Below are 25,025 nucleotides of genomic sequence, written 5' to 3'. Positions count from 1 at the left end.
CATGTTGCTTGCAAGGAGGATATGGCTATGAGGACAAACCTCGATTTCTCTCCCCTGTTCCGGTCGAGCATCGGCTTCGAGCGGATGTTGAACGCGCTCGAGGCTACAAGGCGCGCCGAGACAATCGACAACTGGCCGCCATACGATATCGTCAAGACCGATGAGGACGATTACCGCATTGCCATGGCGGTGGCGGGCTTCTCGCAGGACGAGCTGGCGGTTACTCAAGAGCAGAACATGCTCATTGTTTCGGGGCAGAAGGCGGACGGCGAAGATGTTCAATATCTGCATCGCGGCATTGCCGCGCGCTCGTTCCAGCGCCGGTTCGAACTGGCCGACCATGTCAAGGTTGTTGATGCCGGTCTTGTCAACGGTCTGCTGACCATCGATCTCAAGCGCGAAATTCCTGAAGCGATGAAGCCGCGCCAGATCGAGATCGGAAATGGTCACGCAGTGTCGAAATCCGAGACCAAGCAGATCGAGGCCGAGACGCAGGCGGCCTGAGCGTTCCAATAGTAGGGGCCAGACGGCGCCAGGCGTCGTCTGGTGCTCCATCAGAAAGGAGTAAAACCATGAGTGTTCGTGATTTGATTCCCTGGGGCCGCAATAACAGCAATCAGATGCCGAGTCTTTTTCGCGAGGACGACCGGGATCCTTTCCTGTCGCTCCACCGCGAGGTCAACCGGCTGTTTGACGACGTCTTCCGCGGCTTCGGCTCCGGCCTTCCGTCACTTCGTGGCGCCGGCGGCTTCGGTGCAGGCTGGCCGAGTGTCGAGATCTCAGACACCGACAAGCAGATCAAGGTGACGGCCGAAGTACCCGGTCTTGAGGAAAAGGACATCGAGGTCTTCCTCAATGACGGCGTGCTGACGCTGAAGGGTGAAAAGCGTTCTGAAACGGAAGACCGGGAGAAGCAGTTCTCGGAGCGCTATTATGGCCGCTTCGAGCGACGCATCCCGCTCGGCACCGAGGTCAAGGACGACCAGGTCGACGCCACCTTCAAGAACGGCGTTCTCACCGTCACTCTGCCCAAGACCGAAAAGGCACAGTCACAGGTCAAGCGCATCGCCATCAGAAGCTGACGAGTGCGGCGGCCGGCCAGCTGTCCGGCCGCTGCTCATCCTTCACCAGGTTGGGGAGGATAAACCGTGGAGATCATCAGAAATACACGCCTCGAAAACATAGCACCGATCTCCGGCTTCCGCGCCTCGAACGACTATCGGCGCAGCCGTCTTCCTTTCACGGGGCCGCAGTTCCCATGGAATAGCGTTGCCCGCATCTCTTTTCCGGCTTCTCACTCCACGATGAACGAGCTCTGCGGCGATGGCGATTCAAGCGCTGCCGCTGCAGCCGTCTTCTGCCCGCAGGAGGCGGTGATTGATGATGCAACCAAGTAGAAGGAGAAATGATCGATGCTGAAGTCTCTGTCTTCCAACAACCGGACCGCTTTCGATATCGTCAATATCGTTGCGGGTCTTGGCCTTTTCATCTCGCCCTGGCTTTTCGGTTTCGCCGCTGAGGCCTCTGCCGCCTGGAACGCGTGGATCGTGGGCGCGGCCATCACCGTGATTGCCGTCGCTGCCCTCTATGCCTTCTATGAGGCGGAGGAATGGTGCAACCTCGTCCTCGGGATATGGGCCGTGATTGCTCCTTGGATCCTCGGCTTTTCAGCCGTGATAGCAGCCATGTGGGCGCATGTGATTGTCGGCCTGGTCGTCGCGGTCCTCGCGGCGGGCAGCATCTGGTTCAGTCATAACCATCCGGTGTCGACCGCATGACGAGATCGGACGGGCTCGGGCCTCCCGAGCCCGCTCTCTTTGCCGTGCCCGATCAGGCCGGTCGAGACTAGGGACGTGTCGGGTGGCCATGACGGCGCCTCCGCGGGGCCAAGGGTCGGCGGACTGCCGTGACTCAGCGCCTACTCCCCCGGCTCGAACGCCATGGCATGGCCGTTGATGCAATAGCGCAGGCCGGTCGGCGGCGGGCCATCGGGAAACACGTGGCCGAGATGGGCATCGCAGGTGCCGCAGCGGATTTCAGTGCGCACCATGCCGTAGCTCGTGTCTTGATGCTCTGTCACTGCCTCCGGAGTGACCGCTTCGAAATAGCTCGGCCAGCCGCAACCGGCATCGAATTTCGTGTCGGAGCGGAAAAGCGGTGCGTTGCAGCCGACGCAGCGGTAAAGCCCCGTCTCGAAGGAATCCCAATAAGGGCCGGTGAAGGCGCGTTCGGTGCCGTGTTGGCGGGTGATGCGGTATTGCTCCGGCGTGAGTTGCTCTTTCCATTCGGCGTCGGTTTTATGGATCTTGGCGGTGGTTGCAGTTTCGGACATGACGTGCTCCTTTCGCCGAAGGGCGGTTCCGTTTCGCGAGAAAATGTGGTGCGCCGTCCTTGGTTCATCAAGCCTCCGGCGCCGTGCCGCGGGAATCGCGGCATGCAGCAGTCAGGGAAGACGTCTGCTTTTACATCTATTAAGGGTTTTCTGTTAGGGTTAATGTTACGTGCATTGAGGAGCCATTGGTGTTTGAAGCCGCAATCGTCCTGCTCTACAGCCTTGTGGCCGTGACCGCCATGGCGGTCACTCTGCTGGAGGGCTGGGCCAATCATGCGGGTTTGACGTTTCATCGTCTCGCCGGGCTTCTCGCCTGCCTGCTCTGGCCGCTGACGCTTCTGCTCTTCATCCTGCACGGCTCGGTCGTCCGGCTGCTGACGCGTCTCTCCCGCTCGCTGGCCTGATCATGGCAACTCTCTGAGCCGATGCTGTTGGCCTCTTAACCTATTTTACGCCGAACTTATGCACAGGAAGCTGTGAGTAAAGCTTGGCCTAAAGTCCTATAATTCTTCATCAGCCATTTTTTCTCAAGAAAAACGACAAATAATAATTGGCCTTTCGGCCAAACGATGGTATTTGAAAATGCAAGTAGAATTCTGATTGTGAATTACAATCGTTCTGCTTCCAAGTCCCTCAGTTTTGATTTTCAATGTCTAACTGGGGCCATCGCCTGGAAGAGGACGGTAGTGGTTTTCAGTCAGGCAGTATAAGAACAGGTCTCGGACTTCGGAATCTAGGGGTGGATTTCACGTTTTTCGAAACAGAAGATTGCTTCCTGTGCTTTTGCTGCTCGCTTCTACGAGGCGGGTCTTTGGCGTGACAGTCAAAGATCATTTGAGCATGCTAACAGGAGAAAAAATATGACGGATATGGCGACCGGCAATGCGCCGGAGCTGCTTGTGGAACTGACGGCCGACATCGTCGCGGCTTATGTCAGCAACCATGTTGTCCCGGTCAGCGACCTGGCGAATCTGATTTCCGACGTGCATTCGGCACTGAGCAACACATCCGTACCGCAGCCCGCTGCGGCCGTTGTCGAAAAGCAGAAGCCTGCAGTCTCTGTCCGCAAGTCCGTACAGGACGAGCAGATTACGTGCCTGGAATGCGGCGGCAACTTCAAGTCCCTCAAGCGTCACCTCATGACGCATCACAGTCTCTCGCCGGAAGAATACCGTGAGAAATGGGACCTGCCGACCGACTACCCGATGGTAGCGCCCGCCTATGCCGAAGCGCGTTCGCGCCTGGCGAAGGAGATGGGCCTGGGTCAGCGCCGCAAGCGCGGCCGCGGCTGAGCTTATCAAAAGCTGTCAACGACAAAAGCCGGGTCTTGTGCCCGGCTTTTCTGTCTGTACCGCAAGCATGATGCCGAGCCGCGAGCCGTTTTCGAGCGCCTGATCTGTAAAATGACAGGAATTCGGACTTTAATCCGAGTAGGCCCAAATTCATCCCGCTCGCCGCGAGGAAAATAATCTTCCAGACTGTTTCGCGGCTATCGCGGATGAGGCAGGGTAAGACGAGTTATTACGAGGCAATGCACCTAATGCTTGGCGGTGCAGCCTAGAATGTATTCCTATATTTTGAGGAAGTGTTAATATACTCGACGAGGCGGCAGGATAGCTTGGAATCGCTCGGTCTGTGACGCTCGTTTGAACCGAATGATCGCGTTCAAGCCGCAGCGCGGATTTTCGCCTCTTCCCGGATTCTCTTCACCATCGAGCGCAGTCCGTTTGAGCGCTGCGACGACAGGTTTTCCACCAGGCCGATCTTGGAGAAGATCTCGAAGGCATCGAGAGCAGCGATCTCGGAAGCTGGCTTGCCGGAATAGGTGGCAAGCACGATCGCGACAAGGCCGCGCACGATGTGGGCGTCGGAATCGCCCTCGAAACTCATGATCGGGTTTTCCGGATCGCCCGACGTATGCGTCACCAGCCACACCTGGCTGGCGCAGCCCATCACCTTGTTTTCTGAGGTGCGTTTTTCCTCGGCGAGCTCCGGCAGTGCCTTGCCGAGTTCGATGACATAGCGGTAGCGGTCTTCCCAATCGTCCAGGAAGGCGAAGTCGTCGATGATCTGGTCGAGGGATGCCATTAAAAGCCTTTCACCGTTGGCATGTGAGCAAAACTGCGCGGCATTTTTGCGTCCGGACATGCTCTAGAACTGCATATAGGTGAAAGGTCGGCAAATTTGAACCGCTAAAGCGCACGGCAGTCTTTCCAGGTTTGCATGCGCTTTAGCCTTTACGTTGCGCGATATCGTTATCGCAAAAAGAAACGCCGTGAGGGATGGGCATCCGCACGGCGCAGCAACATGCTAAATTAAACAGGGCAGGCACGTCAGGCAGGGGCATTTCCGCGTCATGCGGACCACCGATGCAAGCTCAAGAAATTCCAACGAAACGCAGTCTCGGGTCGGACATTGCGGTATTAAGGTCGAACAGTTGCATAAGACGGCGGGCGGCTGACCGCAGTCCCGTCAGATCGCCGGCTTCGGCGTCGGCAGCGGGATCGCGCCGGTTACCACGGTCTCGGACTCATCGTCGACTGGCGGACGGTAAGGCATCGGCTGGTTGAGCGCAGCCTTCGCCTCGCGCACCTTCTCCTGAACGGAAGGGGAGGCGAGGGAGGGCATGGCGGGTGCCGTCCGGTTTGCCGGTTCGGCGAGCCTTGCCGTCGTCGTTTGTTCGTCCGTGAACTGGCTGTCGAGAAGTTCGTAAGCGACGCGGGCGCCCTCACGGGCCCGGTAGCCGAGCGCCGTCAGGGTCTCGGTGCCCTTGGCGCAGACCTCCGGCTTTTCCGAACACATGCCTGTGAGATAGTCATAGGCGCCGCTCGCCGCCAGGAAGGCATCGGAAAGCTGCAATTGCGGGCCGTCGGCGAGTTTGTCCGATCCTTCCGTGCTGAAGACGGAAAGAAGCACGAGCACTAGGCCAAACCAGAAGGATCCTTTGATCAGAAACCACATTGTCGTTGCCCATCCTGTTTTCCCGTCGGTTCTGTCGCCGAATCAGGCCGGTTGTCCGGTGTGCGTTCACCCTACCGGCAAGTTGCGAATGCCGCTTTTCGAAACTCGCGCGCATTTGCGGCAAATTTAATTCAAATTTTAGCGAAGCGCATTTGAACCGCATTTAATTCAAATGCGAGTGACTGTCGTTAAGCATCAGGGCAGCACCTGCCTGCAATTGCAGGGCTTTTGCCGGTTCGCCTTGCCACAGGAGTTAACGCGGTGCTGAAATATGAAGGAAATCCGTCGCTTACCGGCTATTAACCACAAAAAGCAAAGGAGCCCTCGGATGCTTCAAAACGGGAATTTCTGCGCTTTCTGGCTGTGAACAGCGCTTTTGCCTTATCCTTTCCTTAAGTCGCGGGGGCCTATTGTCCGGATCGACAGACAGCCTTTGTGGGCGGGTATTGCGTGCGAGTATTGAGTGACATTGGCGGCTGGGTGACGGCCCTCGTAGACCGGGCGGCGACAAGCTGGCTTTCCCGGACGGGTGGCGGCGAAGCCGTGCGCCAGAGCGAGCTTGCGATTTTGCGGCGCCTCGTGCTGCTCTCCTCGGCCGCACTCGTCGCCGCCCCTGTCGGTCTTTCGGCGGTCACCAGCCCCGCCGTCGCGCTGCCGGCCGGCGTCGCCATGGTCTGCGCCGCTTTTCTCTTTTCCGCCGTTGGCAGCATCGCGCTTGCCCGCCAGGGCTCGTCCGCCGGCATTGCCACACAGTCGGCAGAGGATTTCTTCCTCGCCGTCACCCCCGGCCTCGTCTTCTTCCTGGATCCGCACGGCAGCGTCGCCACCATAGGCGGCCGCGACCGGCGCGATTTCCTTGCCTGGATGCGCGAGCCGAAGGGCAGGGGCTTTCTGGAGCAGGTGCATGTCTCCGACCGCATCCTGTTCCTGCAGGCGCTGGATGACCTCAGGCGCGGCGAAGATGCTGCAAGCGTCGATCTGCGCCTCGACCGGCCCTCGGTCTCGCGCGATCAGCGCCAGTTCGCCTACCTGAGAATGGACATGACGGCGCGACGCGATGCCGATGGCGAGCTTGCCGCCGTCATTGCCCAGCTGCGCGACGTGTCCGTCGAGCAGCAGCTGCGGGCCGAAGCCCAGAACCGTGCGGCCGACGCCGAATCGGCAAACGATGCCAAGTCGCGCTTCCTCGCCGCGGTCAGCCACGAACTGCGCACGCCGCTGAACGCCATTCTCGGCTTCTCCGATATTCTGATCGGCGAATATTTCGGCAAGTTCGAAAACGACCGCCAGCGTGAATATGTCGGCCTCGTCCGCGAGTCCGGCGCGCATCTGCTCTCGGTCGTCAATACCATGCTCGACATGAGCAAGATCGAAGCCGGCCGCTACGAACTGATTCTCGAAGCCTTCGATATCTCGGGCTCCGTCAGATCCTGCGAATCGATGCTGGCACTGCAAGCCAAGACCAAGGGCGTCACCCTGACGAGCCGGATTCAGCGCGGGCTTGGCGAGGTCGTCGCAGATCAGCGCGCTATCCAGCAGATCCTCATCAACCTCGTCGGCAATGCCGTGAAATTCACCGAGGCCGGCGGCGTCGTCTCCGTCGATGCGGCGGCGCGTGACGGCATCCTGAAGCTGACGGTCAGTGATACCGGCATCGGCATTGCCGCCGACAAGCTCGCAATGCTCGGCCAGCCCTTCGTCCAGATCCAGAACGATTACACCCGCCGCTTCGAGGGCAGTGGTCTCGGCCTCTCGCTGGTCAAGGGGCTGGTGGCGCTGCATGGCGGGAATTTTGCGATTGCCAGCCAGCCGGGCGAGGGTACGATCATCACCATCGAGATCGCGATGGACGGCTCGGGCGCCCGGCGCGCCGAAAATGCCGACCATGGCGCGACTGTCGAATTTCCGCCGCGGCTGAAGGACGCGGTCGGTACCGGAGTAGAATTGAGAGAGGGGCTTTTCGATGGCCGCGCGCAAGCGAAAATCGCCTAAGGGGAAGAAGCGACGACAACAGCCGGGCCTTGTCGTCTCGGGTGCGGCCGCTCTCGGCGGCCTCGGCCTGCAGGGCGCATCTGCGCTGGGCGGTCTCGGCCTGCAGGGGGCATCCGCACTGGGCGGCGTTATCGGTCGCAATCCGTCTGTCGCCGGCGGCACGATCGCCTTCTTCGTCATCTTCTCCTTCGTTGCGGCCAATGCGCTCTGGTATCAGCCTGGGCTGCATCCGCACCCGATTTTCCGCACTCGCGACCCGCAGTCTCCTAACGTGCTCGGTGCCCGTCGCCCGGCCGACGAACAACCGGCTGACGTCACCACCTTCCGGATCGAACGGCCGGAGGATGCCGCCACCACCGGCGGGACGCCGGCGCCGGCCGCACCCGCTCAGCAGCCGAGCCAGCTCGTCATGGACATCCAGCAGCAGCTGGTGCGCCGCGGCCTCTATAATGGCACAGCTGACGGCATCATCGGCCCCCGCACCAGTGCGGCCATCCTCTTCTTCCAGGAGACCGTCGGCATGGCCCAGACCGGGGAGGCGACGCCGGAGGTGCTGGCTGCGCTGAAAACGGACGCTGCCGGCCCCTCGACCGTGCCCGTGGAAAAGCCGCGCGAGGATGTAAGCTCGCAGGCGGCGGCGGAAGACCCGGTCGCCGCAGCGATCCGCAGCGCCGAAAAGACCGTCAAGACGGCTCCAGCAGCCGCGAAGCAGCTTCCATCAAACGAGCTCGCCGCTGTCGACCTGGTGCTGAAGATTCAAAAGGGTCTTTCTAACATGGCCTATGCCAATGTCGGCGTCGACGGTGTGGCCGGCGAGCAGACGCGTGCTGCCATTCGGCACTTCCAGAAGCACTACAACCTTCCGGAAAACGGCGAGCCGAACGAGGCAGTGCTGAAGAAATTGAAGGAAATCGGCGCGATTTAGGCATTCGCGGCAGGCACTACAACCTAAGTCTAAAACGCCGGCGTCGTTTGCAACTTATTAACCATGTTGTCCGAAGCTTTGCCAATTGAGGGCGGGGGATGTCGGTCATGCATGCGCTGAAGGCGATAGACGGTCTGGCCGGAGAACCGGCGGTCGAAGTGGAAGGCCGTGATCGCGAGGGATTGCGCCACATCCTGCAGCGCCTTGCCGAAGAAGCCTCCACCCTTGGCATCGATCTCGTCGATATTGCCGGCGCCATTCAGGACATGGCGGCGATGTCGGCGCGCCATGCCTCCGCCTTCGATCACGTCACCAGCACCGCGCTTTCGATTGCCGAGACCAATCGCTCCGTCGCCCTGTCGCTGCGCGAGACCGACCGCACCGCGGCCGAAGCGCGCCAAATGCTCAAGGAGTCCGCCGACCGCCTATCCGGCTCCGTCGCCGAGATCGGCCATATGGTTCAGTCTTCCAACGTCATCGGCGCTGAAATCGCCGGCTTCTCGAAATCGCTTGCCGATGTCGACAAGATTGCCGAGGAGATCAGCACCATTGCCCGTCAGACCAACCTCCTTGCGCTGAACGCCGCGATCGAGGCGGCGCGCGCCGGCGATGCAGGCAAGGGTTTTGCCGTCGTCGCCGCTGAGGTGCGCGCACTTTCGCTGCAGACCTCGAAGGCGACGGGCTCCATTCAGGACACGCTGGATGAGTTGCGGGTGAAGATCGACCGTCTGTCGGCGGTCGGTGGCGATGCGCGCGACAGCGCCGCCGGCGTGCGCGACAAGTCGGAGGCGATGCGCGGTGCCTTCGAAAGCATGGAACATGTCATCACCCGCATTCTCGACAGTTCGACCGTCATGGCCAACACCACCGAGGCGGTCGACCAGCAATGCGCCGGCTTCGTCCAGAAACTCGGCGAAATGTCTGGCGAGGTCGCCGGTTCGAATGTCAGGCTGCAGCAGGCGGCTAAACGCGTCGACAGTGTCGTCGGCCTGTCGGAAACGCTGATCCAGTTGACGGCTAGTGCCGGCGTCAAGACCGCCGACAGCCGTTGGATCGAGGAAGCGCAATCGGTGGCGCGGCAGATTTCAGGCGCTTTCGAACGTGCCGTCGCCGAGGGCCAGATCGGTCTCGACGCCCTCTTCGACCGACGCTACCGGCCAATACCGGGCACCGATCCGGCTCAGATGATGGCCGCCTTCACCGAACTCGCCGACCGCCTGCTGCCGCCGATTCAGGAGCCTGTCGTTGCCCTGGACGAGCGCATTGCCTTCTGTGCGGCAGTCGACGAAAACGGATACCTGCCAACTCATAACCGGAAGTTCTCGCAACCACAGCGGCCGGGCGATGTCGTCTGGAACACGGCCAATTGCCGCAATCGCCGCATCTTCGCCGATCGCGTCGGCCTTGCCGCCGGCCGCAGCACCGCGGCTTTCCTCGTCCAGACCTATCGGCGCGACATGGGCGGCGGCAATTTCGTGATGATGAAGGATATCTCCGCGCCGATCACCGTCAGGGGCCGCCATTGGGGCGGCTTGCGGCTGGCAGTCAAGGTCTGACGCATTCGTCAAAGCTCGACTGCGGATTGCCGGCGCCCGCGGCCCAGTCTATATCGCCTCGATGAGATTACGCGCCGACATCTTCGTGTCCTCGCTACTGCGCCGCGTCTTCGCAAACGGCGATTTCGCCGCTGTGGAGAAGAGGGGCGCGGAGGAAGCGGGCGCGATCTTCATCCGCCAGCACTTTCGCGACGGCCTGGAAACGCTCTATGCGCCGGCGCCGCAGACCGCTTTCGGCGAAGACGAGGTCCGCGACCGCCTGTTCGAAGTCCGTCTCGCGCGCAGCGAGCCGGAAGCGGTGCGGGTGATGCTGGAGCGCGAACGCCGCTTCGACCCCGACCTCTGGATCGTCGAGCTGGAGGCGGAGGAACTGGGCGACGTGATCCCGCTGGCGGGTGATCGTTGAGAGCCAGGTCCGGTCAGCTCAACGGGACCGCCGTCCCAGCACGCGCATGTCGCGCTGCGCCGGCGGCTGGCGACTGAAGCGGTGGTTGTCCGTTTCCCGAGATGTGCGTGAATCGGATGCTTCGGATTTGTAGGTGTAGCGATCAGCGCGCCGCCAGCTCTCCACCCTTTCGTGGCATTCCTCCGGATCGAGCGCATCGAGCACCATCCAGCCGCGCGTCACATTGTGCTGTCGTTCGGCAAGATGCGGATAGAATTTTTCCAGCACGAAGACGGCGTCGAGAAAGCCCATGCCGAGGCTCGTCAGCGTCGTGGCGAGCTGCTGGCCGGACAGGTCGAGCATGATGCGCTCGGCAAGCCAGCGGCTGGCGGAAAGCGCGTCGGCGAGCGCGGTAGCGAAATGCGTCGCCTCGCGCGAGCGGGCGAAGCGCACCAGCAGCGCTTCCTGAATGTCGGTGAGGGTGCGCAGGCCGAGCCTGTCCTGATCGTCGCGGCCGAGATGGCCGGCAAGATCGAGGATGCGCCCGCGCAAGGCCTCTTCATTGGCGAGGCGCTGCCCCTCCAGCGCTTCGGCCTCGCTGCTCTCCGCCTGAGCCGGCGAAAGCGGGACGGCGAACAGTTCGGTGGTCGGCGCCGAAGGTGCCGCGGCGCGCGGCTGGGTCTGGCGCAAGGCCACCAGCGCGTCGATGACCTTCGGTGACAGCGAATCGCGGCTGACGATCGCCTTGACATGCGCAGCACCCTGCATGCGCGCGATGGTGATCAGCGTGTCGTCGGAGATAGCCTTCGAGGCGGTAAGAAATGGCGCGGCGATTTCGATCGGCTGATTGCCTATGAACAACGCCACGGCTGCCGGCATGGTCTTGCATTGGGAAAGGGCGGCGACCGCCTGTCGCTTGGCCTCGTCGGAGGAAGCCTGGAACAGCGGTGTGAAAAGTTCGGCGAATTGGCGCAGCTCGGATCGTGTCGGACGAGACAGGCTCTCGAAACTGCTGACGGTCGCCATTAACACCACGTCCTTTTTCCTGACGGCCAACGGGCCCTCTAGGTCTCGAAACCGGTCACGCACAAGCACACCCTGAAAACGCAGAACCAAGGGAAACCATGGGGCCGATAGCGCTGGCGGGGACGCCTGTCGGACCACACGATATGAACAAATCCTACACCGGTACGGTTAATGGATGCTGAAGATTTTATTAAAATGCTACAGAAATGTACACGCTAAGGGTGTAAAGGATGGTCGGCAATCGGAAAGCCATCGTTTTGAAATGGCGCTGCGGCCGTTCTGCCGCCGGTGCGCTGCCGAGACAGCCCGGTCCCCTCCTGATCGGGTCCGGCGGTCGGCGGCTTTCGCGGCTGTCTTCATCAGCGTGCCAAAGGGGAGGCGGTGTCGACATGCAGCTTCGGCTTCACGCTCCCGATGCGTCCGTCTCAGGAAGCAGTCAAAACATGCCGCAAAGAGGAAGATGAAGATCAGGCTGTTGCTTGCAGCGGCTTCGAACCTGGCGGAACTGCCATCGATCCGCCTCTAAAACGCGTGACCGCGGCAAGGCAAACCTGAGCAGATCAAGACGTGCCGCAACAAGTATTTTTGTGCCGCATATTTGCAACAGCGGCGCCGCTTGCTGCAGATGGGTCGTTGCGCTGCCGTCAACTACATGAATTATCTCTAGTATTTCATAACTGCCCGCCTTTGGGGCTTTCAGCAATCCGCATGAAACCAAATCGACTCCTCGCGCGTTGAAGAAGAAGTCACGGAAACTGTATTTGGCATCCGCCGAATATTAGTAAACTGTTAACTGTCATATGTCTCAATTCGGACAGGAACGACGCGATTTGAGTGTTTGGATCGTCGAAACTCCGCATCACGGTATTTCAGTCAGGTGCCGTGGGAAAGGCGCGAATGCCCTCGGTCCGGTCATGCCGGCACCGCAGGACGCGCCGGCCCGCAGAGTGGCGGGCAGGGTGAAATCCATCGCAAGTTCATCCGTCTCGGGCAGTGCATGGAGACGAGAATGGCAATAGTAGTCGCATTGGCGGATCGGCGGCCGCGGGCGCCGCGTCGCCTGGACAAGGAACCGCGCGAAGCCAAGATCCTCTGGTTCACCGGGGTCCGTTACGAGCGGCTCGCCGAGAGCCCTAGACATAGCCCGGCGCCCGCGCCGCGCGCCAATAACAAGTAAGCGCCTCTTCAACCGCAGCGCGTGGCCCGAAATGCGGGCAGTTAGCGGATGGTGAATTGCTCGCAGCCCGCTTCAGTCAGGAAGTTGCGCGCCGCCTCATCGAAGCTTGCCTGTGGCGCCAGGGTCCGCAGGACGGCATAACCGTCGGGCCTTGCCATTTCCACCAGGATAGCCTGCTCCAGCTCCTGCGGCAGGTTCTTGCGCAGATCCGTCAGCTGGATCGGGCTGCCTGCCAGCACGTCGAGCGCGCCGCCGACCGAGGTCCTGTCGTTCATGCTGAAGACTTCATTGGAGGCGCTGTCGTAGATGGCGATCGACCAGAAGGGCACATTGCCCTTCGCGGTGAAATGCACCGGCGCATCCTCGACGTCAAAAGAGCAGACGGCGGTCCGCACGAAAGGGTCGCGATTGGCAAGGCCCGCTTCGTCATAATGGTCGGTCAGCAGGTGGAAATTGTTGGGTTCTCCTTCCGCCGCCACGCGGGTGGCCGCATCCCTGCCGGTGAAGTGCGGCAGGGAAAGGATGATGACGAGATGCAGGAGCGCCGCGCCGAAAAGTCCGGTCAGGACGGCGAAGAGTATTCTAAGCATTGCCGCATCCGGTCTTGGTGAGCTTCGGCATGGCGAGGTCGATGACGCCGGAGCTGCCGGCGGTCGGCGTGTCGAACAGCGTTAGCACCAGACGGAAGGTTCCGGCCTGCGGCAGGGCCAGCCAATTGCCCGACTGGGCTACGGCGGAGATTTCGATCGCGAAGCTGCTGTCGGGCTGGCGCAGCACCGTCCAGGAGTTGAGCGCTGCGGGAAGGCCGGTCTTCACCGCCGCCGGATTGCCGCCATTGTCAGCCGTGAACAGGGTCCAGAGCCGGGCCGGCGGCGTCTGCCCGCTGATGCGGTAACGGCAGCCGGCATTTAGCCGTGCGCCTTCGTCATCGACGCTCGCCGTGAAGGTCAGCCCTTCCGCGCTGCCGTAGAGAAGTTTTCCGGCGCGTGCTCGATGCGACTTGGCATAAGGGTCGGCATCGACCGTCTGCAAGGCCGGAAAGGCCTCCCAGGCGCCGAGCTTGATCGCTCCGAAACCCTGTGTCGCATCCAGCGCGTAAAGCGAAATCATGATCCCGCCGCCAAAGGCGACGATCAGCGTGATCAGGATGAAAAGGGGAAATCGAAACACGTCATGACCTTGGAAAACGGGATGACAGGGTTACCACTGATTCTGGCGGGGTGGAATGCCGGGTGGCGACATAGGCGCCGATTGGCGGCGGGCGGATGCGGGACATCTGCCGCAGTTCTTCGGGCCGTCTATTGCGCGCTCGCGACCTTCTGTGGCGTAAGCGGCGCGGCCTCCTTCAGCTTCTCTCCGAGCTTCTTGAGGATATCAGTCGATTGAACCGATAGCATGCGGGGCCGGATGAGCTGCGGCAATCCGTCCGCCGGCTTGGCGGCGGCGGTCTTGGCGAGTTCCTTTTCTGAGGGCAGGGGGTTTTCGATCCCGGGGATGGCGCGCAGCGTGATGCCTTGGTGGGCATAGTCCATGGCGCGCTTGAAGGTCATCGCCGGCAGCGAGCCACCGGTCATCTCGTTGGTCGAGGTGTAGTCGTCATTGCCGAACCAGACGGCACAGGTGTAATTGCCGGTGAAGCCGACGAACCAGGCGTCGCGATAGGCCTGGGTCGTGCCGGTCTTGCCTGCTGTCACGATACCATTGTCGAGCGCTGCCTTGCGTGCCGTGCCGACATAGGGAACGCGCGACAGCATCTGGTTCATATAGGCGTCGGCCTGTTCCGACAGCACCCGTTTCGGCGGCGGCTCGTCGCGATCGAAATCGTACAGGACGTCGCCGTCATAATCGAGGATCTGGGTAATGCCGTGGCGGCGCGACTGATAGCCGCCGGCCGGGAAGGTGGCGTAGGCGGTCGCCTGATCAAGCACCGTCACCTCGGATGTCCCGATCGGGATGGTGACATCGTCGCGGATCGGTGTTTCGACGCCAAGGTTCTTGGCCATTGCACGGATCGGTTGGATGCCGAGCTTCTCCTTGGCCAGCCGCACCGGTATGGTGTTGATCGACTGGGCGATCGCCGTCTCGAGAGTGATGCGGCCGACATAGCGATTCGCGTAATTGTGCGGGCTCCAGTTGCCCCAGTAGATCGGCGCGTCGACAATCGTCGTCTGCGGCGTCATCCCGCTCTCCATCGCCACCGCATAGGTGTAGACCTTGAACGAGGACCCCGGCTGGCGCAGCGCCCGGGTTGCGCGGTTGAACTGGCTCTCGCCGTAATCCCGCCCGCCGACCATCGCCCTGACGGCGCCGCCGTTCTCGATCATCACCATGGCGCCCTGCTTGGCGTGATAGGCCTCACCATATTCGCGCAGCGACGTCTCGACCGAATCCTCGGCCGCCTTCTGGATTCCCATGTCGATCGTCGTGCGCACGATCAGCGAATGCTGGTGGAAGCGCGGCGAAAGCCGCTGGACCTCGTCGAAAGCCCAGTCGAGGAAGAAATCGGGCGATTCCACCTCGTTGCGGTCGACGACGGTGGCCGGGTAGCGCCTGGCGGCGATCACCTGGCCCTCGGTCATCAGCCCGCTCTGGACGAGATTGGTGAGCACCTCGTTGGCGCGCGCACGTGCCGCCGGCAGGTTAACATGCGGCGCATATTTGGCAGGCGCCTTGAACAGGCCGGCAAGCATGGCTGACTCGGCAAGGTTCACATCGGTGATGTTCTTGCCGAAATAGAACTGCGCGGCTGCCGCAGCACCAAAGGTGCCGCCGCCCATATAGGCACGGTCGAGATAGGTGGAGAGGATTTCCTTCTTGGAAAGGTTCGCCTCGAGCCACAGGGCCAGGAAGGCTTCGGTGATCTTACGGTCGAGCGAGCGTTCGTTGGAAAGAAAGAGGTTCTTGGCGAGCTGCTGGGTCAGCGTCGAGCCGCCCTGCACGACTTCGCCGGCCTGAGCGTTGGTGACCATCGCGCGGAAGAGGCCGACGACATCGATTCCGAAATGGTCGAAGAAGCGCCGGTCTTCGGTGGCAAGGACGGATTTGATCAGGGAATCCGGCAGCTCGTCGATCGGCACGGAATTCTGGTGGATGACGCCGCGATGGCCGATGACGTTGCCGTAGCGGTCGGTGAAAGTGACAGCAAAATCGCCGCGGTTGCGCCAGTCCTCCTTGGTCGCCTCGAAAGCCGGCTGGGCAAGCACCAGCATCATCACCGCCCCGGCGGCCCCGAGTGTCAGCCCTTCGCCGGCAAGTTCGAAGACCATGCGCTTCCAGCCGCGCACGCGAAAGCGGCGGAAGAAGATGGTCGTGTCTTCCCAGATCTCGGCGGCGCGGAAGCCCGCATTCCAGACGGTCGAATCGATCCACGAATCGATGCGCAGCAGAATGTGGCGGCTCTTCGTCGGCCGCCTGCCCGCTGTGTCACCGGCTCGCGTGTCTGCTCCCTTTTTAGGCCCTTTTTCAGGGTTGTCCGGATCCTGCACGTCCTGTATTCCCGCCTGATCGCGCTTGCCTCATGTCCGGTCGCCGGAAAGCGACGAAAGCGCGAGGCCACTAGGCCCAAAGCTCTCCGATACCAGGAGCATGCTGAAGAATTGATTGATTTTGTCGCGGATAACAAGAGAGATAGAGTGGCGGTCACGTGAATTTGCGGGCCGCTGTTGCAAGAAACGGACGATGAACGATCTGCCCTTCTGGAAGAGCAAGACGCTTGCCGAAATGACCACCGCCGAATGGGAAAGCCTCTGCGACGGCTGCGGCCTCTGTTGCCTCAACAAGCTCGAGGAATGGGATCGCGGCGATATCTATTTCACCTCGGTCAGATGCAAGCTGCTCGACGGCCAAAGCTGTCGCTGCTCCAGCTATGAGAACCGCTGGGATTTCGTGCCGGACTGCGTGCAACTGACCAGGGAGAACGTGCCCGAGATCGCCTGGCTGCCGCCGACCTGCGGCTACCGGCTGATAAACGAGGGTCGCGATCTCTATTGGTGGCATCCGCTTGTCTCCGGCGATCCCGAGACCGTCCATGCCGCCGGCATTTCCGCGCGCGGTCGCACGATCAATGAAAACGAGATCGATGTCGAGGATCTCGAGGATTACGTCGTCGACTGGCCGCTGACCGTGGGCGCGGAAAAGGACGAGGAAGAAGCGTGAGCGGCCGTCAGGATTTCACTGCTGACAGGAAGCGCCGCAATTCCCTCTCCACATAGGCGGCCACCGGACCGTCAGCGCCAAATCCCCACCAGGTGAGCGAACCCTGCCATTGTGCCAGCATCAGCCGGGCGATCGTCTCCGGCGCATCCGCCGATCCGAAACAGCGGGCGATCGCCGCCGTCAGCGCCGTTCCCCAGGCCGCACCGCGGGCGCGCAGCACCGGATCGCGAAAATCCTCGCGCAGTACCAGCATCAGCCGGGCGATCGTCTCCGGCGCATCCGCCGATCCGAAACAGCGGGCGATCGCCGCCGTCAGCGCCGTTCCCCAGGCCGCACCGCGGGCGCGCAGCACCGGATCGCGAAAATCCTCGCGCAGTACCAGCAATCCCTCGCCATAGGCGGCGGCATCATCGCCGTAATCCTGCGACAGGCCGACAAGGAGCGCGACGGCGCCGTCCGGCGTCTTCGGCAGGGTGTCTGCGAGCTTTGCCGTCTGCGCATCCAGCCGGTCCCAGGCATAGAGCAGGGCTGCGCGCAGCATAGCCGCCTTTGTCGCGAACCGCTGCACCAGGGTCGAGCCGGAAAGCCCGCTCGCTTTCGCCACCGCGGCAAAAGTCGCCGCATCCGGCCCTTCGGCATGGATCAGCGCCAGCACCATGGCGAGAAGCTGTTCGTCGGAAAGGGTGCGGCGGCGCGGCATCAAATACCTCTTGCTTTCATTCTGAATATGAACGAACATTCGTTTATATTCAACTGGAGTCGGTCGCGACCGGCCGGTTTTCGTTCTAGCGTGGAGGATGGAGGAGTGACAGCGGACTTGCGGGATAAAGTGGCTTTGGTAGCGGGCGCCACGCGCGGCGCCGGCCGAGGCATTGCGGTCGAACTCGGCGCTGCCGGCGCCACCGTCTATGTCACTGGCCGCACGACGCGCGTCCAACAGTCCGACTATGCTCGGCCGGAAACGATCGAGGAGACGGCCGAGCTGGTAACTTCGGCGGGCGGCAAGGGCATTGCCGTGCAGGTGGATCATCTCGTTCCGCAGCAGGTCGAGGCGCTCGTTGCGCAAATCCGAACGGAGGCCGGCCGGCTCGACATTCTCGTCAACGACATCTGGGGCTGCGAAAACCTGTTCGAATGGGACAAGGCGGTTTGGGAGCATTCGCTGGACAAGGGCCTGCGCATGCTGCGGCTCGGCATCGAGACGCACCTGATCACAGCCCATTATGCGCTGGCGCTGATGATCGAGCGGCCGGGCGGGCTGCTGGTGGAGGTAACCGACGGCACGGCCGAATACAACGCCACGCATTACCGGCTTTCGCCCTTCTACGACCTCGTCAAGACGGGCGTCACCCGCATGGCCTGGGCGCATGCGCAAGATCTGGCCAAACACGGCGCCACTGCGGTTTCGATCACGCCGGGCTGGCTGCGCTCCGAAATGATGCTGGAGGCCTACGGCGTGGACGAGGAGCATTGGCGCGACGCCACCAAGGCGCAGCCGCATTTCGCCATTTCCGAAACTCCGCGCTTCGTCGGCCGGGCGATCGCGGCCCTGGCAGCCGATCCTGACCGCACCCGCTGGAACGGCCACTCGCTGTCGAGCGGCGAGCTGGCCAAGGCATATGGTTTCGACGACATCGACGGGTCGCGGCCGGATTGCTGGCGCTACCTGGTGGAAGTGCAGGAGCCGGGCAAACCGGCTGACGTGACCGGCTACCGGTGAGGCTGACCGCCGCCCTTCGGGGCGCCGCTGCCCTGAGGCGCGGTTTGGGCCGCCGTCTTCATCTGGCCGGCGAAGCTGGTCTCCGGCTTCGTCGCCAGCTTGTCCTTCTTCGGCTTGCGAGCCTCGCGATTGCTTCTCAGCTGACCTTTTGCCATGGATGGATCTCCCTTTGGATCGGAATTGAAAGCCGTTGCCCGCGCGTCACCGGCCGGCGGAATTGGCCGGCGGCTTGGCTCGGCGCTCGCGCGGCAATCCCTGGATCGCATAGCGGTTGCAGACGGGGGTGACCGGTTTCGGTTGCTTCTTCGGTTTGCCGAAATGGTATTCGAGCGCCCGCAAGAGCATGGCCGGCGAGTTGACGCCCTCCTGGAACAATTTGATCAGCAGCATGGCTGCGGCGTTGCAGGTCTCTTCGTCGCGGGTCGGGATTCTTGTTTTGTAGCCGGCGGCATCGAGCACGCCCTGAAGCATGTCGAGATCGGACGACGTCAGATATGGCTTATCGGAAGTGGAAGACATCGAAGTCCTCCTTTCGTCGGGGCGGGGGTGTGACACCCTCTCGGCAGCGCCCGTGCAATGGCTGCCGAAGCTGAAACAATGCGCCTTTCGCCAGGGCAACGCAACGGGATTGTTGCAACGGACAGCGGCTCCGGCGCAGGCGCGGCCCGCACCATTCGCGGTGCGGGCCGTGACGATCATTCCGCCGCCTGGTGGGCAGGCGGGCGGGCGAGGGATGTCCGCGGCCCGGCGGCCGCAAGCAGGGTGACGGCGACGGCAAGCAGCGCCACGAAGGCGATGCCGGCGGCATAAGGATCCCATCCGAATTGCGGCGCGGCGGCAAAGACCGCCGAGGCAGCCGCAAGCACGATGCCGCCGCCGATCTGGAAGGAGGCGAAGAGCAGCCCGGAAGCAAGTCCGGACCTGTCGTCCTCGACATCGGAAAGGGCTGCGACCTGCACGGAGGGGTAGGTCAGGGCATAGCCGAGGCCGAGCAGGATCTGCGACAGGATGACGAGCAGGATCGGATTGACAGATCCGAAGGCCGTCACCCAGAAGACGTAGCTCAGCGCCTGCAGGCCGACACCCGCCGCCATCAGTCCGGCGGCGCCGCGGTTTTGCGCGATCGTGGCGAAGCGCGGCGCCAGGAACATCACGAAGACGCCGCCGAGGGCAAAGCAGAAACCGGTGGTAAAGGCCGACCAGCCGATGACGTTCTGATAATAGAGCGTCGCCAGGAATTGGAAGCCGACATAGGCGCCCTGAAAGAGGGCGGCAATCGCATTGGCATGCCGCAGCCTCGCCCTGCGGAAGATGCCGAGCGGCACCATCGGATCGGCATGGCGTGCTTCGACGGCGAGGAAGAGCAGGATCAGCACCAGCGAGGCCGCAAGCGAAGCCCAGGTCGCAAAAGCCTGCCAGCCAACCGCCGCGGCATTGGTGATGCCGAAGACGAAGAGCAGCAGTCCTGGCGTGATCGTCATCGCGCCGGCCCAGTCGAAGGCGGGCCGGACTCCGGTCCTCTTCTGGTCGGCCGGCAACGCCAGCGGCGCCAGAACCAGCGTCAGGATGGCCACCGGCGCACCCATGACTAGCGTCGCCCGCCAGCTGAAGATCGTCGCCGCCCCACCGAGCACCATGCCGAGCACGAAGCCCGTCGCGCCGGTGGAGGCGAAGACACCGAGCGCTTTTGCCCGCGCGCTTCCCTCGCCGAAGACTGAGAGCAGCAGCGCCAGGGCGGCAGGTGCGGTGAAAGCGGCGGCTATGCCCTTGATCAGCCGCGCCGCGATCAAGGTTGGGCCGCTGTCGACGAAGCCGCCGGCGATGCTGGCGGCGGCAAAGACCGCCAGCGACCACAGAAAGACCCGGCGATGGCCAAAGACGTCGGCAACTCGGCCGCCGAGCAGCAGGAAGCCGCCATAGCCGAGCACATAGGCGCTGACGGCCCATTGCAGCGAGGTTGCCTTCATGCCGAGCTCGGCCTGGATGGCGGGGAGGGCTACGCCGATGGTGGAGACGTCCATGGCGTCGAGGAAATTGGCGGTGCAGAGCAGGAGCAATGCCAAGCCCGCTCCGCTTCGCGATTTGGAAAGTGTCATCAAAATCGTTCCTTCTTTGCTGCCGCCTCGTCGGAGGGAGGTTGCCGGGCGGCAGGGAACGAGAAAATGTACAGCTTCCTTTCCTATTGCAAATTGATAGTAGCCATGCCAGGTATTACTGGTGATGATGAATGACGCCACACTTCGAAAGATCGACCTCAATCTGCTGCTCGCTTTTTCGGTGCTGATGCAGGAGCGCAATGTCAGCCGTGCCGCCGAGCGCCTGCTACTCGGACAGCCGGGCCTCTCGGCCGCCTTGCGGCGCCTGCGCGAGGCGCTGGATGACGAATTGTTCGTGCGCGTCGGCCGCGGCCTGCAACCGACGCCGCGCGCCCTTTCCATCGCGCCGGCGATCGAGGATGCGCTGTCGGGCATCGAACGCGCCATCCGACCGCAGGCCGAATTCGATCCGGCAATCTGGCACGGCGAGTTCCGGATCGGCATGTGCGACAATCTGGAATCGGCGTTCTTCGGGCCCCTTGCCGCCCGCTTGCTTGAGCTCTCGCCGGGCGCCCGGCTGATAGGCATAGCTTCGGACAAGCGCGACGCCGCCCGCCGGCTGGACGAGGGCGTCTTCGACTTCAGCGTCTCGGTGCACGACGAGCCGGCCTCCTGGCATATCCGTGCGCCGCTGTTCAATCAGACTTCGATCTGCATCTACGATCAGGCCCAACTGAGATTGCAGGCGCCGCTCAGGATCGAGGACTTTGCCAACGCCGCGCATGTCACCGTCTCCTTCGAGGGCAATGCCTCGACGACAATCGATATCGCCCTCGGCCGCACCGGCCACAGCAGGCGTGTGGTGGCAACCGTGCCGCGCTTTTCCGCTCTGCCGACGGCGCTGCGTGCGATGCCCGCCATTGCCGTCGTGCCGGAATCGATCGGCCGCTGCATGGCGCAGCTGCATGGGCTGACGATCTGCGAGCCGCCGCTTTCGTTGCCAACGGATCCGGTGACGATGCTTTATCGCCGGGTCGACCAGGCCGATGGCCGGGCACTCTGGTTCCGCCGACTGTTTCTCGACGTCGCCGCCGAGGCGCTTCAGGCTTCCGGGTGCCGCGTGTCGATCTCAAGGGCTGCGGCCTGACGGCCGGTCAAATCTCGCCTTTATGGAAATAGGCTTCGAGGCGGTAGCCGTCCGGATCGACGACGAAGGCGGCGTAATAGAAGCGGCCGTAATCCGGCCGGATGCCCGGTTCGCCATTATCGGAGCCGCCGGATGCGATCGCGGCCGCGTAGAAGCCGTCGACCGCGGCCTCATTCGGTGCAACGAAGCAGAAATGCAGCCCGGATTGCATGTCCGCGACGACAGGATGCGCAACCTGCATCACCCAGAGGCCGACCTCTTCCGAGCCGTAGCCGATCATGCCGTCGGAATTCGACAGGCGCTCATATCCGAGCGGCGCCAGCGCCGCATCGTAGAAGCGGCGGGCTCTTTCGAGATCTTTGACGCCGATGGAGATGTGATCGAACATGGGCCGCAACTCCGTTCATACCAGGACTGAACGGCAGCATCTTTCAACGACCGCTCCAAGTCAACGAACGAACTTGCCTCGTTCATAGGCGCCGATGCGATGCTACTGCAACTGCGGCTTTTTCAGAAAGCTGTTGCGATCGGCGGATTTGACCCGCAGCCAGGCTTCCCGGCCGTTCCGCAGGATCCGAATCGGAATCTCGGCGCCGGCGGGGCCGCTGCTCCAGAGCTTGCGGTAGAAATCGGCTAGGCCATCGACCTCTTCGTCGCGGATCTCCGAAATGATATCGCCCTGACGCAGGCCCGCCTGGGCGGCCGGACCGCCTTCCGCCACGCTCATCACCACCACGCCGCCATTGCTTTCGGCGGAGAACGCGCCGAGCCAGGGTCGGGGCGGCTTGTTGACCTGGCCGCGGTTCAAGAGATCGTCCAGGATCGGCGGCAAGAGATCGATCGGAACGACCATATTGATGTCGGCGATCTCGCCGTCCTGGCTCATCTGCAGGCGGAGTGAACCGATGCCGAGAAGCTTGCCATCTGCGCCGATCAGGGCCGCGCCGCCCCATGCGGGATGGGCCGGTGCGGTAAAAATTGCCTCCTCCAGCAGATATTCCCAATAGCCGGCGAATTCCTGCCGGGCCACGATGTTTGCCTGGACATATTCGCCGATGCCATCGGCAAGCACGACGGGATCGCCGGGCTTGGCCGCGGCCGCATCGCCGAAATCGGCGGTCGGGGCTTTCAGCACGCCGAGCGCCTGCACCAGACCAAAGCCGCTCTCCTGGTCATAGGCAAGCGGATGGGCGGGAACCACCTGGCCGTCGCGGGTCGTCAGCCAGACTTCCTCGGCCTCTGTGATGAGATAACCGATGGTCAGTACCAGCCCATTGTCGCGAATGACCACGCCGCTGCCCTCCCGGACGGTGCCCAGGGTCTCCGCCGTGAAGGCATCTTCCGGAATGGAGGAACGGACGGCCACGACTGACCGCAGGATCGGATCGATATTCATGCTTTCATCCCGATGCGCGCCGGCGCAAGGTTGACGGCCGGCACATTCTTCCTTGAATAGGTAAGAGAATGGTCGGCGGCTGCAAGACTATGCCGAACGGAATTTAGGCGCGCCGATGCGATCGTCCGCTGCTGGCTGCACCAATCAAGGTTGAGCGCCAATATTGTTCCGCATCTTATCATCGGCCTGCTGAGCGTCACCATATTGTCGCGGCGAGCACCCCATCACCCGCTTGAAAGCGGTGCTGAATGCGCTTTCGGAATCGTAACCGAGCGATAGGGCGACGCTCGCAATTGCTTCGGTCGAATTTGCCAACCGGTCTCCCGCCACGAGCATGCGCCAGCGCGTCAGGTAATCCATCGGGGCCAGCCCGACCTTTGCCTTGAAATGGAGAGCAAAGGTGGACCGGGACATCGATGCCCGTTCCGCCAGCGACTGCAATGTCCATTTGCGGGCCGGATCGGCATGCATGGCCCCGAGAGCCGCACCGATTCGCCTGTCGGTGAGTGCGAAAAGCCAGCCGATGCCGCGGGCGTCCGGCGATGCGATATGGAGGCGCAACACCTGCATGAGCATGACATGGGCGAAATGCTCCGCCATCAGAAAACCGCCGGGCTGCCCGTCGCGCAGTTCGCGCGTCATCCGATCGAGCGACCAGCGTAGCACGGCGGCGTGATCGGAATCCCTTTTCACATGAACGATTGGCGGCAGGATGGCGAGCAGGATGTCCGAATTCCCTCCCGAAAAGGAAAAACGGCTGCCAATCAGGAAGAACTCGCCTCCACCGTTGCAAGTCGCAATCCCGTCTCGGGCAATCGAATAGATCACGTCGGACGGAATCGCTTCGACAGATGGATCGCTGGCGAGACGAAAGGCCCGGCTGCTTGTCAGCAGAAAACAGTCGCCTTCCTCCAGCCGGATGGCTTCGGCAACACCATCGACGGTGAGCCAGCACGAGCCTGAAATGACTGCGTTGAACTTGATGCCATCAGGAGGCGGAAAATCGATCGCCCAGTCGCCACCGGCCGCAAGCCCCGCGGAAACATAGCTTCGCGGTTTGAGCAGGGCGAGGACGTTGGATAAGGGGTCCATGCTGAGATCCGGACGATGGCGAAGAGATGGCGGACTTTAACGCATAGATCGTCTGATCGCCACACCCTATTTTCGCGACTGTCCTCCTGACAACGAGCAGAAACAAAGGCAATCATCATGAACGACAAACAAGTGCCTATCGGCTCCGGATTTGGAGCCCGCACGACCGCCGTTGAGGTTGTGGCCGGTCTCGATCTTTCCCGCAAGTGCGCCATCGTCACCGGCGGCCATTCCGGCCTCGGGCTAGAGACCACGCGCGCTCTGGCGGGCGCCGGCGCTAAGGTAATCATCGGCGCAAGGAACATTGAAGCGGCGCGATACGCCGTCGCCGGCATCGATGGCGTGCAGGTCGAACGGCTCGATCTCTCCGATCTTGAGAGCGTCGGCCGCTTCGCCGAGCGCATCGTCGCGTCCGGCCGCGGCATCGATATCCTCATCAACAGCGCCGGCATCATGGCCTGCCCGCAGACCCGCGTCGGCGATGGATGGGAGGCGCAATTCGCAACGAACCATCTCGGCCATTTCGCTTTGGTGAACGGCGTTTGGCCGGCAATCTCGCGGAATGCCCGTGTCGTTTCGGTTTCATCAGGCGGTCATCAGATCTCCGGAATCCGATGGGACGACGTGCAGTTCGAGGCCGGGTACGACAAATGGCAGGCCTATGGCCAGTCGAAGACTGCCAATGCGCTTTTCGCCCTGCATCTGGACAGGCTCGCGCGCGGCGCCGGCATCCGCGCCTTCTCGCTGCATCCGGGCAAGATCCTCACGCCGCTGCAGCGCTATCTTTCACGGGAGGAAATGGTGGGTGCGGGCTGGATCGACGCGAATGGCAATCCCATCGACCCGACATTCAAGACACCATCGCAGGGCGCCGCCACGCAGCTATGGGCGGCGACCTCGCCTCAGCTCGAGGGAATGGGGGGCCTTTATTGCGAAGATTGCGATGTTGCGGACCGCGCGATCGATGGGAAGCCGGGCGGTGTGAGCGATCACGCCACCGACCCCGAGCAGGCCGAACGGCTGTGGGTCTTGTCGGCGAGGCTGACCGGCATCGACGCCTTTGCGGCGTCATCGATTCAATGATGCATCCGGTCGGCCGTCAGAGCCTCCAACGCAGAGGCTGAC

The 25,025-nt window shown here is 62.3% G+C and carries 28 protein-coding genes and 1 pseudogene; 15 read left to right on the top strand and 14 right to left on the bottom strand.

What is annotated here, in order from left to right; translation table 11 throughout:
• Positions 1–27 precede the first annotated feature (27 nt).
• From FFR93_RS13320 to FFR93_RS13305, 4 genes are all read left to right on the top strand, one after another.
• The gene (locus FFR93_RS13320) at positions 28–504 is read left to right on the top strand and encodes an Hsp20 family protein (protein ID WP_138393567.1); all 477 of its coding nucleotides are present in this window, start codon (positions 28–30) and stop codon (positions 502–504) included.
• 68 nt (positions 505–572) lie between these two features.
• On the top strand, positions 573–1,082 hold the full coding sequence (locus tag FFR93_RS13315; protein ID WP_064706632.1) for an Hsp20/alpha crystallin family protein: 510 nt from the start codon (positions 573–575) through the stop codon (positions 1,080–1,082).
• 66 nt (positions 1,083–1,148) lie between these two features.
• The gene (locus FFR93_RS13310; protein WP_138393566.1) at positions 1,149–1,397 is read left to right on the top strand and encodes a hypothetical protein; all 249 of its coding nucleotides are present in this window, start codon (positions 1,149–1,151) and stop codon (positions 1,395–1,397) included.
• Between the two features lie 15 nt (positions 1,398–1,412).
• Positions 1,413–1,778: an SPW repeat protein gene (locus tag FFR93_RS13305; RefSeq protein ID WP_064706634.1), complete on the top strand. Its 366-nt coding sequence runs from the start codon at positions 1,413–1,415 to the stop codon at positions 1,776–1,778.
• A gap of 140 nt (positions 1,779–1,918) precedes the next feature.
• Here the strand turns inward: FFR93_RS13305 and msrB are convergent, their stop codons facing one another.
• The gene (gene msrB, locus FFR93_RS13300; protein ID WP_138393565.1) at positions 1,919–2,332 is read right to left on the bottom strand and encodes a peptide-methionine (R)-S-oxide reductase MsrB; all 414 of its coding nucleotides are present in this window, start codon (positions 2,330–2,332) and stop codon (positions 1,919–1,921) included.
• A gap of 188 nt (positions 2,333–2,520) precedes the next feature.
• Here msrB and FFR93_RS13295 point away from each other — a divergent pair, with 188 nt between their 5' ends.
• Together FFR93_RS13295 and FFR93_RS13290 are read left to right on the top strand one after the other, a co-directional pair.
• The gene (locus tag FFR93_RS13295; protein ID WP_064707049.1) at positions 2,521–2,736 is read left to right on the top strand and encodes a hypothetical protein; all 216 of its coding nucleotides are present in this window, start codon (positions 2,521–2,523) and stop codon (positions 2,734–2,736) included.
• Positions 2,737–3,192: 456 nt separating this feature from the next.
• Positions 3,193–3,624, top strand: coding sequence for a MucR family transcriptional regulator (locus FFR93_RS13290; RefSeq protein ID WP_011424588.1), 432 nt, complete (start codon positions 3,193–3,195; stop codon positions 3,622–3,624).
• 373 nt (positions 3,625–3,997) lie between these two features.
• Here the strand turns inward: FFR93_RS13290 and FFR93_RS13285 are convergent, their stop codons facing one another.
• Positions 3,998–4,420 (bottom strand): SufE family protein, encoded by a 423-nt coding sequence (locus FFR93_RS13285; protein ID WP_064706636.1) that lies wholly within the window; start codon positions 4,418–4,420, stop codon positions 3,998–4,000.
• A 384-nt stretch (positions 4,421–4,804) separates the two neighbouring features.
• Positions 4,805–5,293: a DUF5330 domain-containing protein gene (locus FFR93_RS13280; protein WP_138393564.1), complete on the bottom strand. Its 489-nt coding sequence runs from the start codon at positions 5,291–5,293 to the stop codon at positions 4,805–4,807.
• Between the two features lie 450 nt (positions 5,294–5,743).
• Here FFR93_RS13280 and FFR93_RS13275 point away from each other — a divergent pair, with 450 nt between their 5' ends.
• From FFR93_RS13275 to FFR93_RS13260, 4 genes are all read left to right on the top strand, one after another.
• Positions 5,744–7,285 (top strand): HAMP domain-containing sensor histidine kinase, encoded by a 1,542-nt coding sequence (locus FFR93_RS13275; protein ID WP_138393563.1) that lies wholly within the window; start codon positions 5,744–5,746, stop codon positions 7,283–7,285.
• The gene (locus FFR93_RS13270) at positions 7,257–8,210 is read left to right on the top strand and encodes a peptidoglycan-binding domain-containing protein (protein ID WP_138393562.1); all 954 of its coding nucleotides are present in this window, start codon (positions 7,257–7,259) and stop codon (positions 8,208–8,210) included. Before FFR93_RS13275 ends, FFR93_RS13270 begins: the two co-directional genes overlap by 29 nt.
• A 107-nt stretch (positions 8,211–8,317) precedes the next feature.
• Positions 8,318–9,766 (top strand): methyl-accepting chemotaxis protein, encoded by a 1,449-nt coding sequence (locus tag FFR93_RS13265; protein WP_138393918.1) that lies wholly within the window; start codon positions 8,318–8,320, stop codon positions 9,764–9,766.
• Positions 9,767–9,827: 61 nt separating this feature from the next.
• Positions 9,828–10,172 carry a DUF1491 family protein gene (locus FFR93_RS13260; RefSeq protein ID WP_064706640.1) on the top strand — a complete coding sequence of 115 codons (345 nt, stop codon included), beginning with the start codon at positions 9,828–9,830 and terminating at the stop codon, positions 10,170–10,172.
• 18 nt (positions 10,173–10,190) lie between these two features.
• Here the strand turns inward: FFR93_RS13260 and FFR93_RS13255 are convergent, their stop codons facing one another.
• Positions 10,191–11,240 carry a DUF2336 domain-containing protein gene (locus FFR93_RS13255; protein ID WP_171049180.1) on the bottom strand — a complete coding sequence of 350 codons (1,050 nt, stop codon included), beginning with the start codon at positions 11,238–11,240 and terminating at the stop codon, positions 10,191–10,193.
• A 946-nt stretch (positions 11,241–12,186) separates the two neighbouring features.
• On the opposite strand from FFR93_RS13255, the gene FFR93_RS40850 reads away from it, so the two are divergent.
• Positions 12,187–12,354: a hypothetical protein gene (locus tag FFR93_RS40850; RefSeq protein ID WP_167358952.1), complete on the top strand. Its 168-nt coding sequence runs from the start codon at positions 12,187–12,189 to the stop codon at positions 12,352–12,354.
• 41 nt (positions 12,355–12,395) lie between these two features.
• Here FFR93_RS40850 and FFR93_RS13250 read toward each other — a convergent pair whose 3' ends face one another.
• From FFR93_RS13250 to FFR93_RS13240, 3 genes are all read right to left on the bottom strand, one after another.
• A complete protein-coding gene (locus FFR93_RS13250) occupies positions 12,396–12,944 on the bottom strand; it encodes a DUF1254 domain-containing protein (RefSeq protein ID WP_138393561.1) in 549 nt (182 codons plus the stop codon).
• A complete protein-coding gene (locus FFR93_RS13245) occupies positions 12,937–13,524 on the bottom strand; it encodes a DUF1214 domain-containing protein (RefSeq protein ID WP_138393560.1) in 588 nt (195 codons plus the stop codon). The genes FFR93_RS13250 and FFR93_RS13245 overlap by 8 nt, the downstream gene beginning before the upstream one ends.
• 128 nt (positions 13,525–13,652) lie before the next feature.
• Positions 13,653–15,839 (bottom strand): transglycosylase domain-containing protein, encoded by a 2,187-nt coding sequence (locus FFR93_RS13240; RefSeq protein ID WP_138393559.1) that lies wholly within the window; start codon positions 15,837–15,839, stop codon positions 13,653–13,655.
• A gap of 193 nt (positions 15,840–16,032) precedes the next feature.
• On the opposite strand from FFR93_RS13240, the gene FFR93_RS13235 reads away from it, so the two are divergent.
• A complete protein-coding gene (locus tag FFR93_RS13235) occupies positions 16,033–16,509 on the top strand; it encodes a YcgN family cysteine cluster protein (RefSeq protein ID WP_138393558.1) in 477 nt (158 codons plus the stop codon).
• A 247-nt stretch (positions 16,510–16,756) separates the two neighbouring features.
• On the opposite strand, the pseudogene FFR93_RS13230 reads toward FFR93_RS13235, so the two are convergent.
• Positions 16,757–17,209, bottom strand: a pseudogene (locus tag FFR93_RS13230) (TetR family transcriptional regulator); the annotation flags it as partial.
• Between the two features lie 105 nt (positions 17,210–17,314).
• Between FFR93_RS13230 and FFR93_RS13225 the strand changes: the two are divergent.
• A complete protein-coding gene (locus tag FFR93_RS13225; RefSeq protein WP_138393557.1) occupies positions 17,315–18,229 on the top strand; it encodes an SDR family oxidoreductase in 915 nt (304 codons plus the stop codon).
• On the opposite strand, the gene FFR93_RS40845 is transcribed toward FFR93_RS13225, so the two are convergent.
• The 3 genes from FFR93_RS40845 to FFR93_RS13215 all read right to left on the bottom strand — a co-directional run bounded on the left by FFR93_RS40845 (position 18,220) and on the right by FFR93_RS13215 (position 20,325).
• On the bottom strand, positions 18,220–18,384 hold the full coding sequence (locus FFR93_RS40845; protein WP_171049179.1) for a hypothetical protein: 165 nt from the start codon (positions 18,382–18,384) through the stop codon (positions 18,220–18,222). The two genes, FFR93_RS13225 and FFR93_RS40845, sit on opposite strands and share 10 nt — an antisense overlap.
• Positions 18,385–18,430: 46 nt before the next feature.
• Positions 18,431–18,748: a hypothetical protein gene (locus tag FFR93_RS13220; protein ID WP_138393556.1), complete on the bottom strand. Its 318-nt coding sequence runs from the start codon at positions 18,746–18,748 to the stop codon at positions 18,431–18,433.
• Positions 18,749–18,924: 176 nt separating this feature from the next.
• Positions 18,925–20,325: an MFS transporter gene (locus FFR93_RS13215; protein WP_138393555.1), complete on the bottom strand. Its 1,401-nt coding sequence runs from the start codon at positions 20,323–20,325 to the stop codon at positions 18,925–18,927.
• Positions 20,326–20,449: 124 nt separating this feature from the next.
• Between FFR93_RS13215 and FFR93_RS13210 the strand changes: the two genes are divergently transcribed.
• A complete protein-coding gene (locus FFR93_RS13210) occupies positions 20,450–21,412 on the top strand; it encodes a LysR family transcriptional regulator (protein ID WP_138393917.1) in 963 nt (320 codons plus the stop codon).
• Positions 21,413–21,419: 7 nt separating this feature from the next.
• Here FFR93_RS13210 and FFR93_RS13205 read toward each other — a convergent pair whose 3' ends face one another.
• From FFR93_RS13205 to FFR93_RS13195, 3 genes are all read right to left on the bottom strand, one after another.
• Entirely contained in the window at positions 21,420–21,800 is a 381-nt protein-coding gene (locus tag FFR93_RS13205) for a VOC family protein (RefSeq protein WP_138393554.1), read from the bottom strand.
• 102 nt (positions 21,801–21,902) lie between these two features.
• Positions 21,903–22,808 carry a S1C family serine protease gene (locus FFR93_RS13200; RefSeq protein WP_064706651.1) on the bottom strand — a complete coding sequence of 302 codons (906 nt, stop codon included), beginning with the start codon at positions 22,806–22,808 and terminating at the stop codon, positions 21,903–21,905.
• Positions 22,809–22,952: 144 nt separating this feature from the next.
• On the bottom strand, positions 22,953–23,900 hold the full coding sequence (locus tag FFR93_RS13195; RefSeq protein ID WP_138393553.1) for an AraC family transcriptional regulator: 948 nt from the start codon (positions 23,898–23,900) through the stop codon (positions 22,953–22,955).
• 117 nt (positions 23,901–24,017) lie between these two features.
• Between FFR93_RS13195 and FFR93_RS13190 the strand changes: the two genes are divergently transcribed.
• Positions 24,018–24,983 carry an SDR family NAD(P)-dependent oxidoreductase gene (locus FFR93_RS13190; protein ID WP_064711074.1) on the top strand — a complete coding sequence of 322 codons (966 nt, stop codon included), beginning with the start codon at positions 24,018–24,020 and terminating at the stop codon, positions 24,981–24,983.
• Positions 24,984–25,025 lie beyond the last annotated feature (42 nt).

Source organism: Rhizobium sp. MHM7A (assembly GCF_005862215.1).
Lineage (GTDB): Bacteria > Pseudomonadota > Alphaproteobacteria > Rhizobiales > Rhizobiaceae > Rhizobium > Rhizobium bangladeshense.
The sequence above is the reverse complement of the archived record's forward strand: the minus strand, read 5'-3'. Positions and strand labels throughout refer to the sequence as shown.

Bases quoted from the DNA above. Each gene is read 5' to 3' on its own strand.
- FFR93_RS13205 (WP_138393554.1), bottom strand. From the start codon at position 21,800: ATGTTCGATCACATCTCCATCGGCGTCAAAGATCTCGAAAGAGCCCGC.
- FFR93_RS13190 (WP_064711074.1), top strand. From the start codon at position 24,018: ATGAACGACAAACAAGTGCCTATCGGCTCCGGATTTGGAGCCCGCACG.
- FFR93_RS13285 (WP_064706636.1), bottom strand. From the start codon at position 4,420: ATGGCATCCCTCGACCAGATCATCGACGACTTCGCCTTCCTGGACGAT.
- FFR93_RS13265 (WP_138393918.1), top strand. From the start codon at position 8,318: ATGCATGCGCTGAAGGCGATAGACGGTCTGGCCGGAGAACCGGCGGTC.
- FFR93_RS13280 (WP_138393564.1), bottom strand. From the start codon at position 5,293: ATGTGGTTTCTGATCAAAGGATCCTTCTGGTTTGGCCTAGTGCTCGTG.
- FFR93_RS13235 (WP_138393558.1), top strand. From the start codon at position 16,033: ATGAACGATCTGCCCTTCTGGAAGAGCAAGACGCTTGCCGAAATGACC.
- FFR93_RS40850 (WP_167358952.1), top strand. From the start codon at position 12,187: ATGGCAATAGTAGTCGCATTGGCGGATCGGCGGCCGCGGGCGCCGCGT.
- FFR93_RS13320 (WP_138393567.1), top strand. From the start codon at position 28: ATGAGGACAAACCTCGATTTCTCTCCCCTGTTCCGGTCGAGCATCGGC.
- FFR93_RS13215 (WP_138393555.1), bottom strand. From the start codon at position 20,325: ATGACACTTTCCAAATCGCGAAGCGGAGCGGGCTTGGCATTGCTCCTG.
- FFR93_RS13200 (WP_064706651.1), bottom strand. From the start codon at position 22,808: ATGAATATCGATCCGATCCTGCGGTCAGTCGTGGCCGTCCGTTCCTCC.
- FFR93_RS40845 (WP_171049179.1), bottom strand. From the start codon at position 18,384: ATGGCAAAAGGTCAGCTGAGAAGCAATCGCGAGGCTCGCAAGCCGAAG.
- FFR93_RS13305 (WP_064706634.1), top strand. From the start codon at position 1,413: ATGCTGAAGTCTCTGTCTTCCAACAACCGGACCGCTTTCGATATCGTC.
- FFR93_RS13315 (WP_064706632.1), top strand. From the start codon at position 573: ATGAGTGTTCGTGATTTGATTCCCTGGGGCCGCAATAACAGCAATCAG.
- FFR93_RS13290 (WP_011424588.1), top strand. From the start codon at position 3,193: ATGACGGATATGGCGACCGGCAATGCGCCGGAGCTGCTTGTGGAACTG.
- FFR93_RS13195 (WP_138393553.1), bottom strand. From the start codon at position 23,900: ATGGACCCCTTATCCAACGTCCTCGCCCTGCTCAAACCGCGAAGCTAT.
- FFR93_RS13260 (WP_064706640.1), top strand. From the start codon at position 9,828: ATGAGATTACGCGCCGACATCTTCGTGTCCTCGCTACTGCGCCGCGTC.
- FFR93_RS13270 (WP_138393562.1), top strand. From the start codon at position 7,257: ATGGCCGCGCGCAAGCGAAAATCGCCTAAGGGGAAGAAGCGACGACAA.
- FFR93_RS13250 (WP_138393561.1), bottom strand. From the start codon at position 12,944: ATGCTTAGAATACTCTTCGCCGTCCTGACCGGACTTTTCGGCGCGGCG.
- FFR93_RS13220 (WP_138393556.1), bottom strand. From the start codon at position 18,748: ATGTCTTCCACTTCCGATAAGCCATATCTGACGTCGTCCGATCTCGAC.
- msrB (WP_138393565.1), bottom strand. From the start codon at position 2,332: ATGTCCGAAACTGCAACCACCGCCAAGATCCATAAAACCGACGCCGAA.
- FFR93_RS13210 (WP_138393917.1), top strand. From the start codon at position 20,450: ATGATGAATGACGCCACACTTCGAAAGATCGACCTCAATCTGCTGCTC.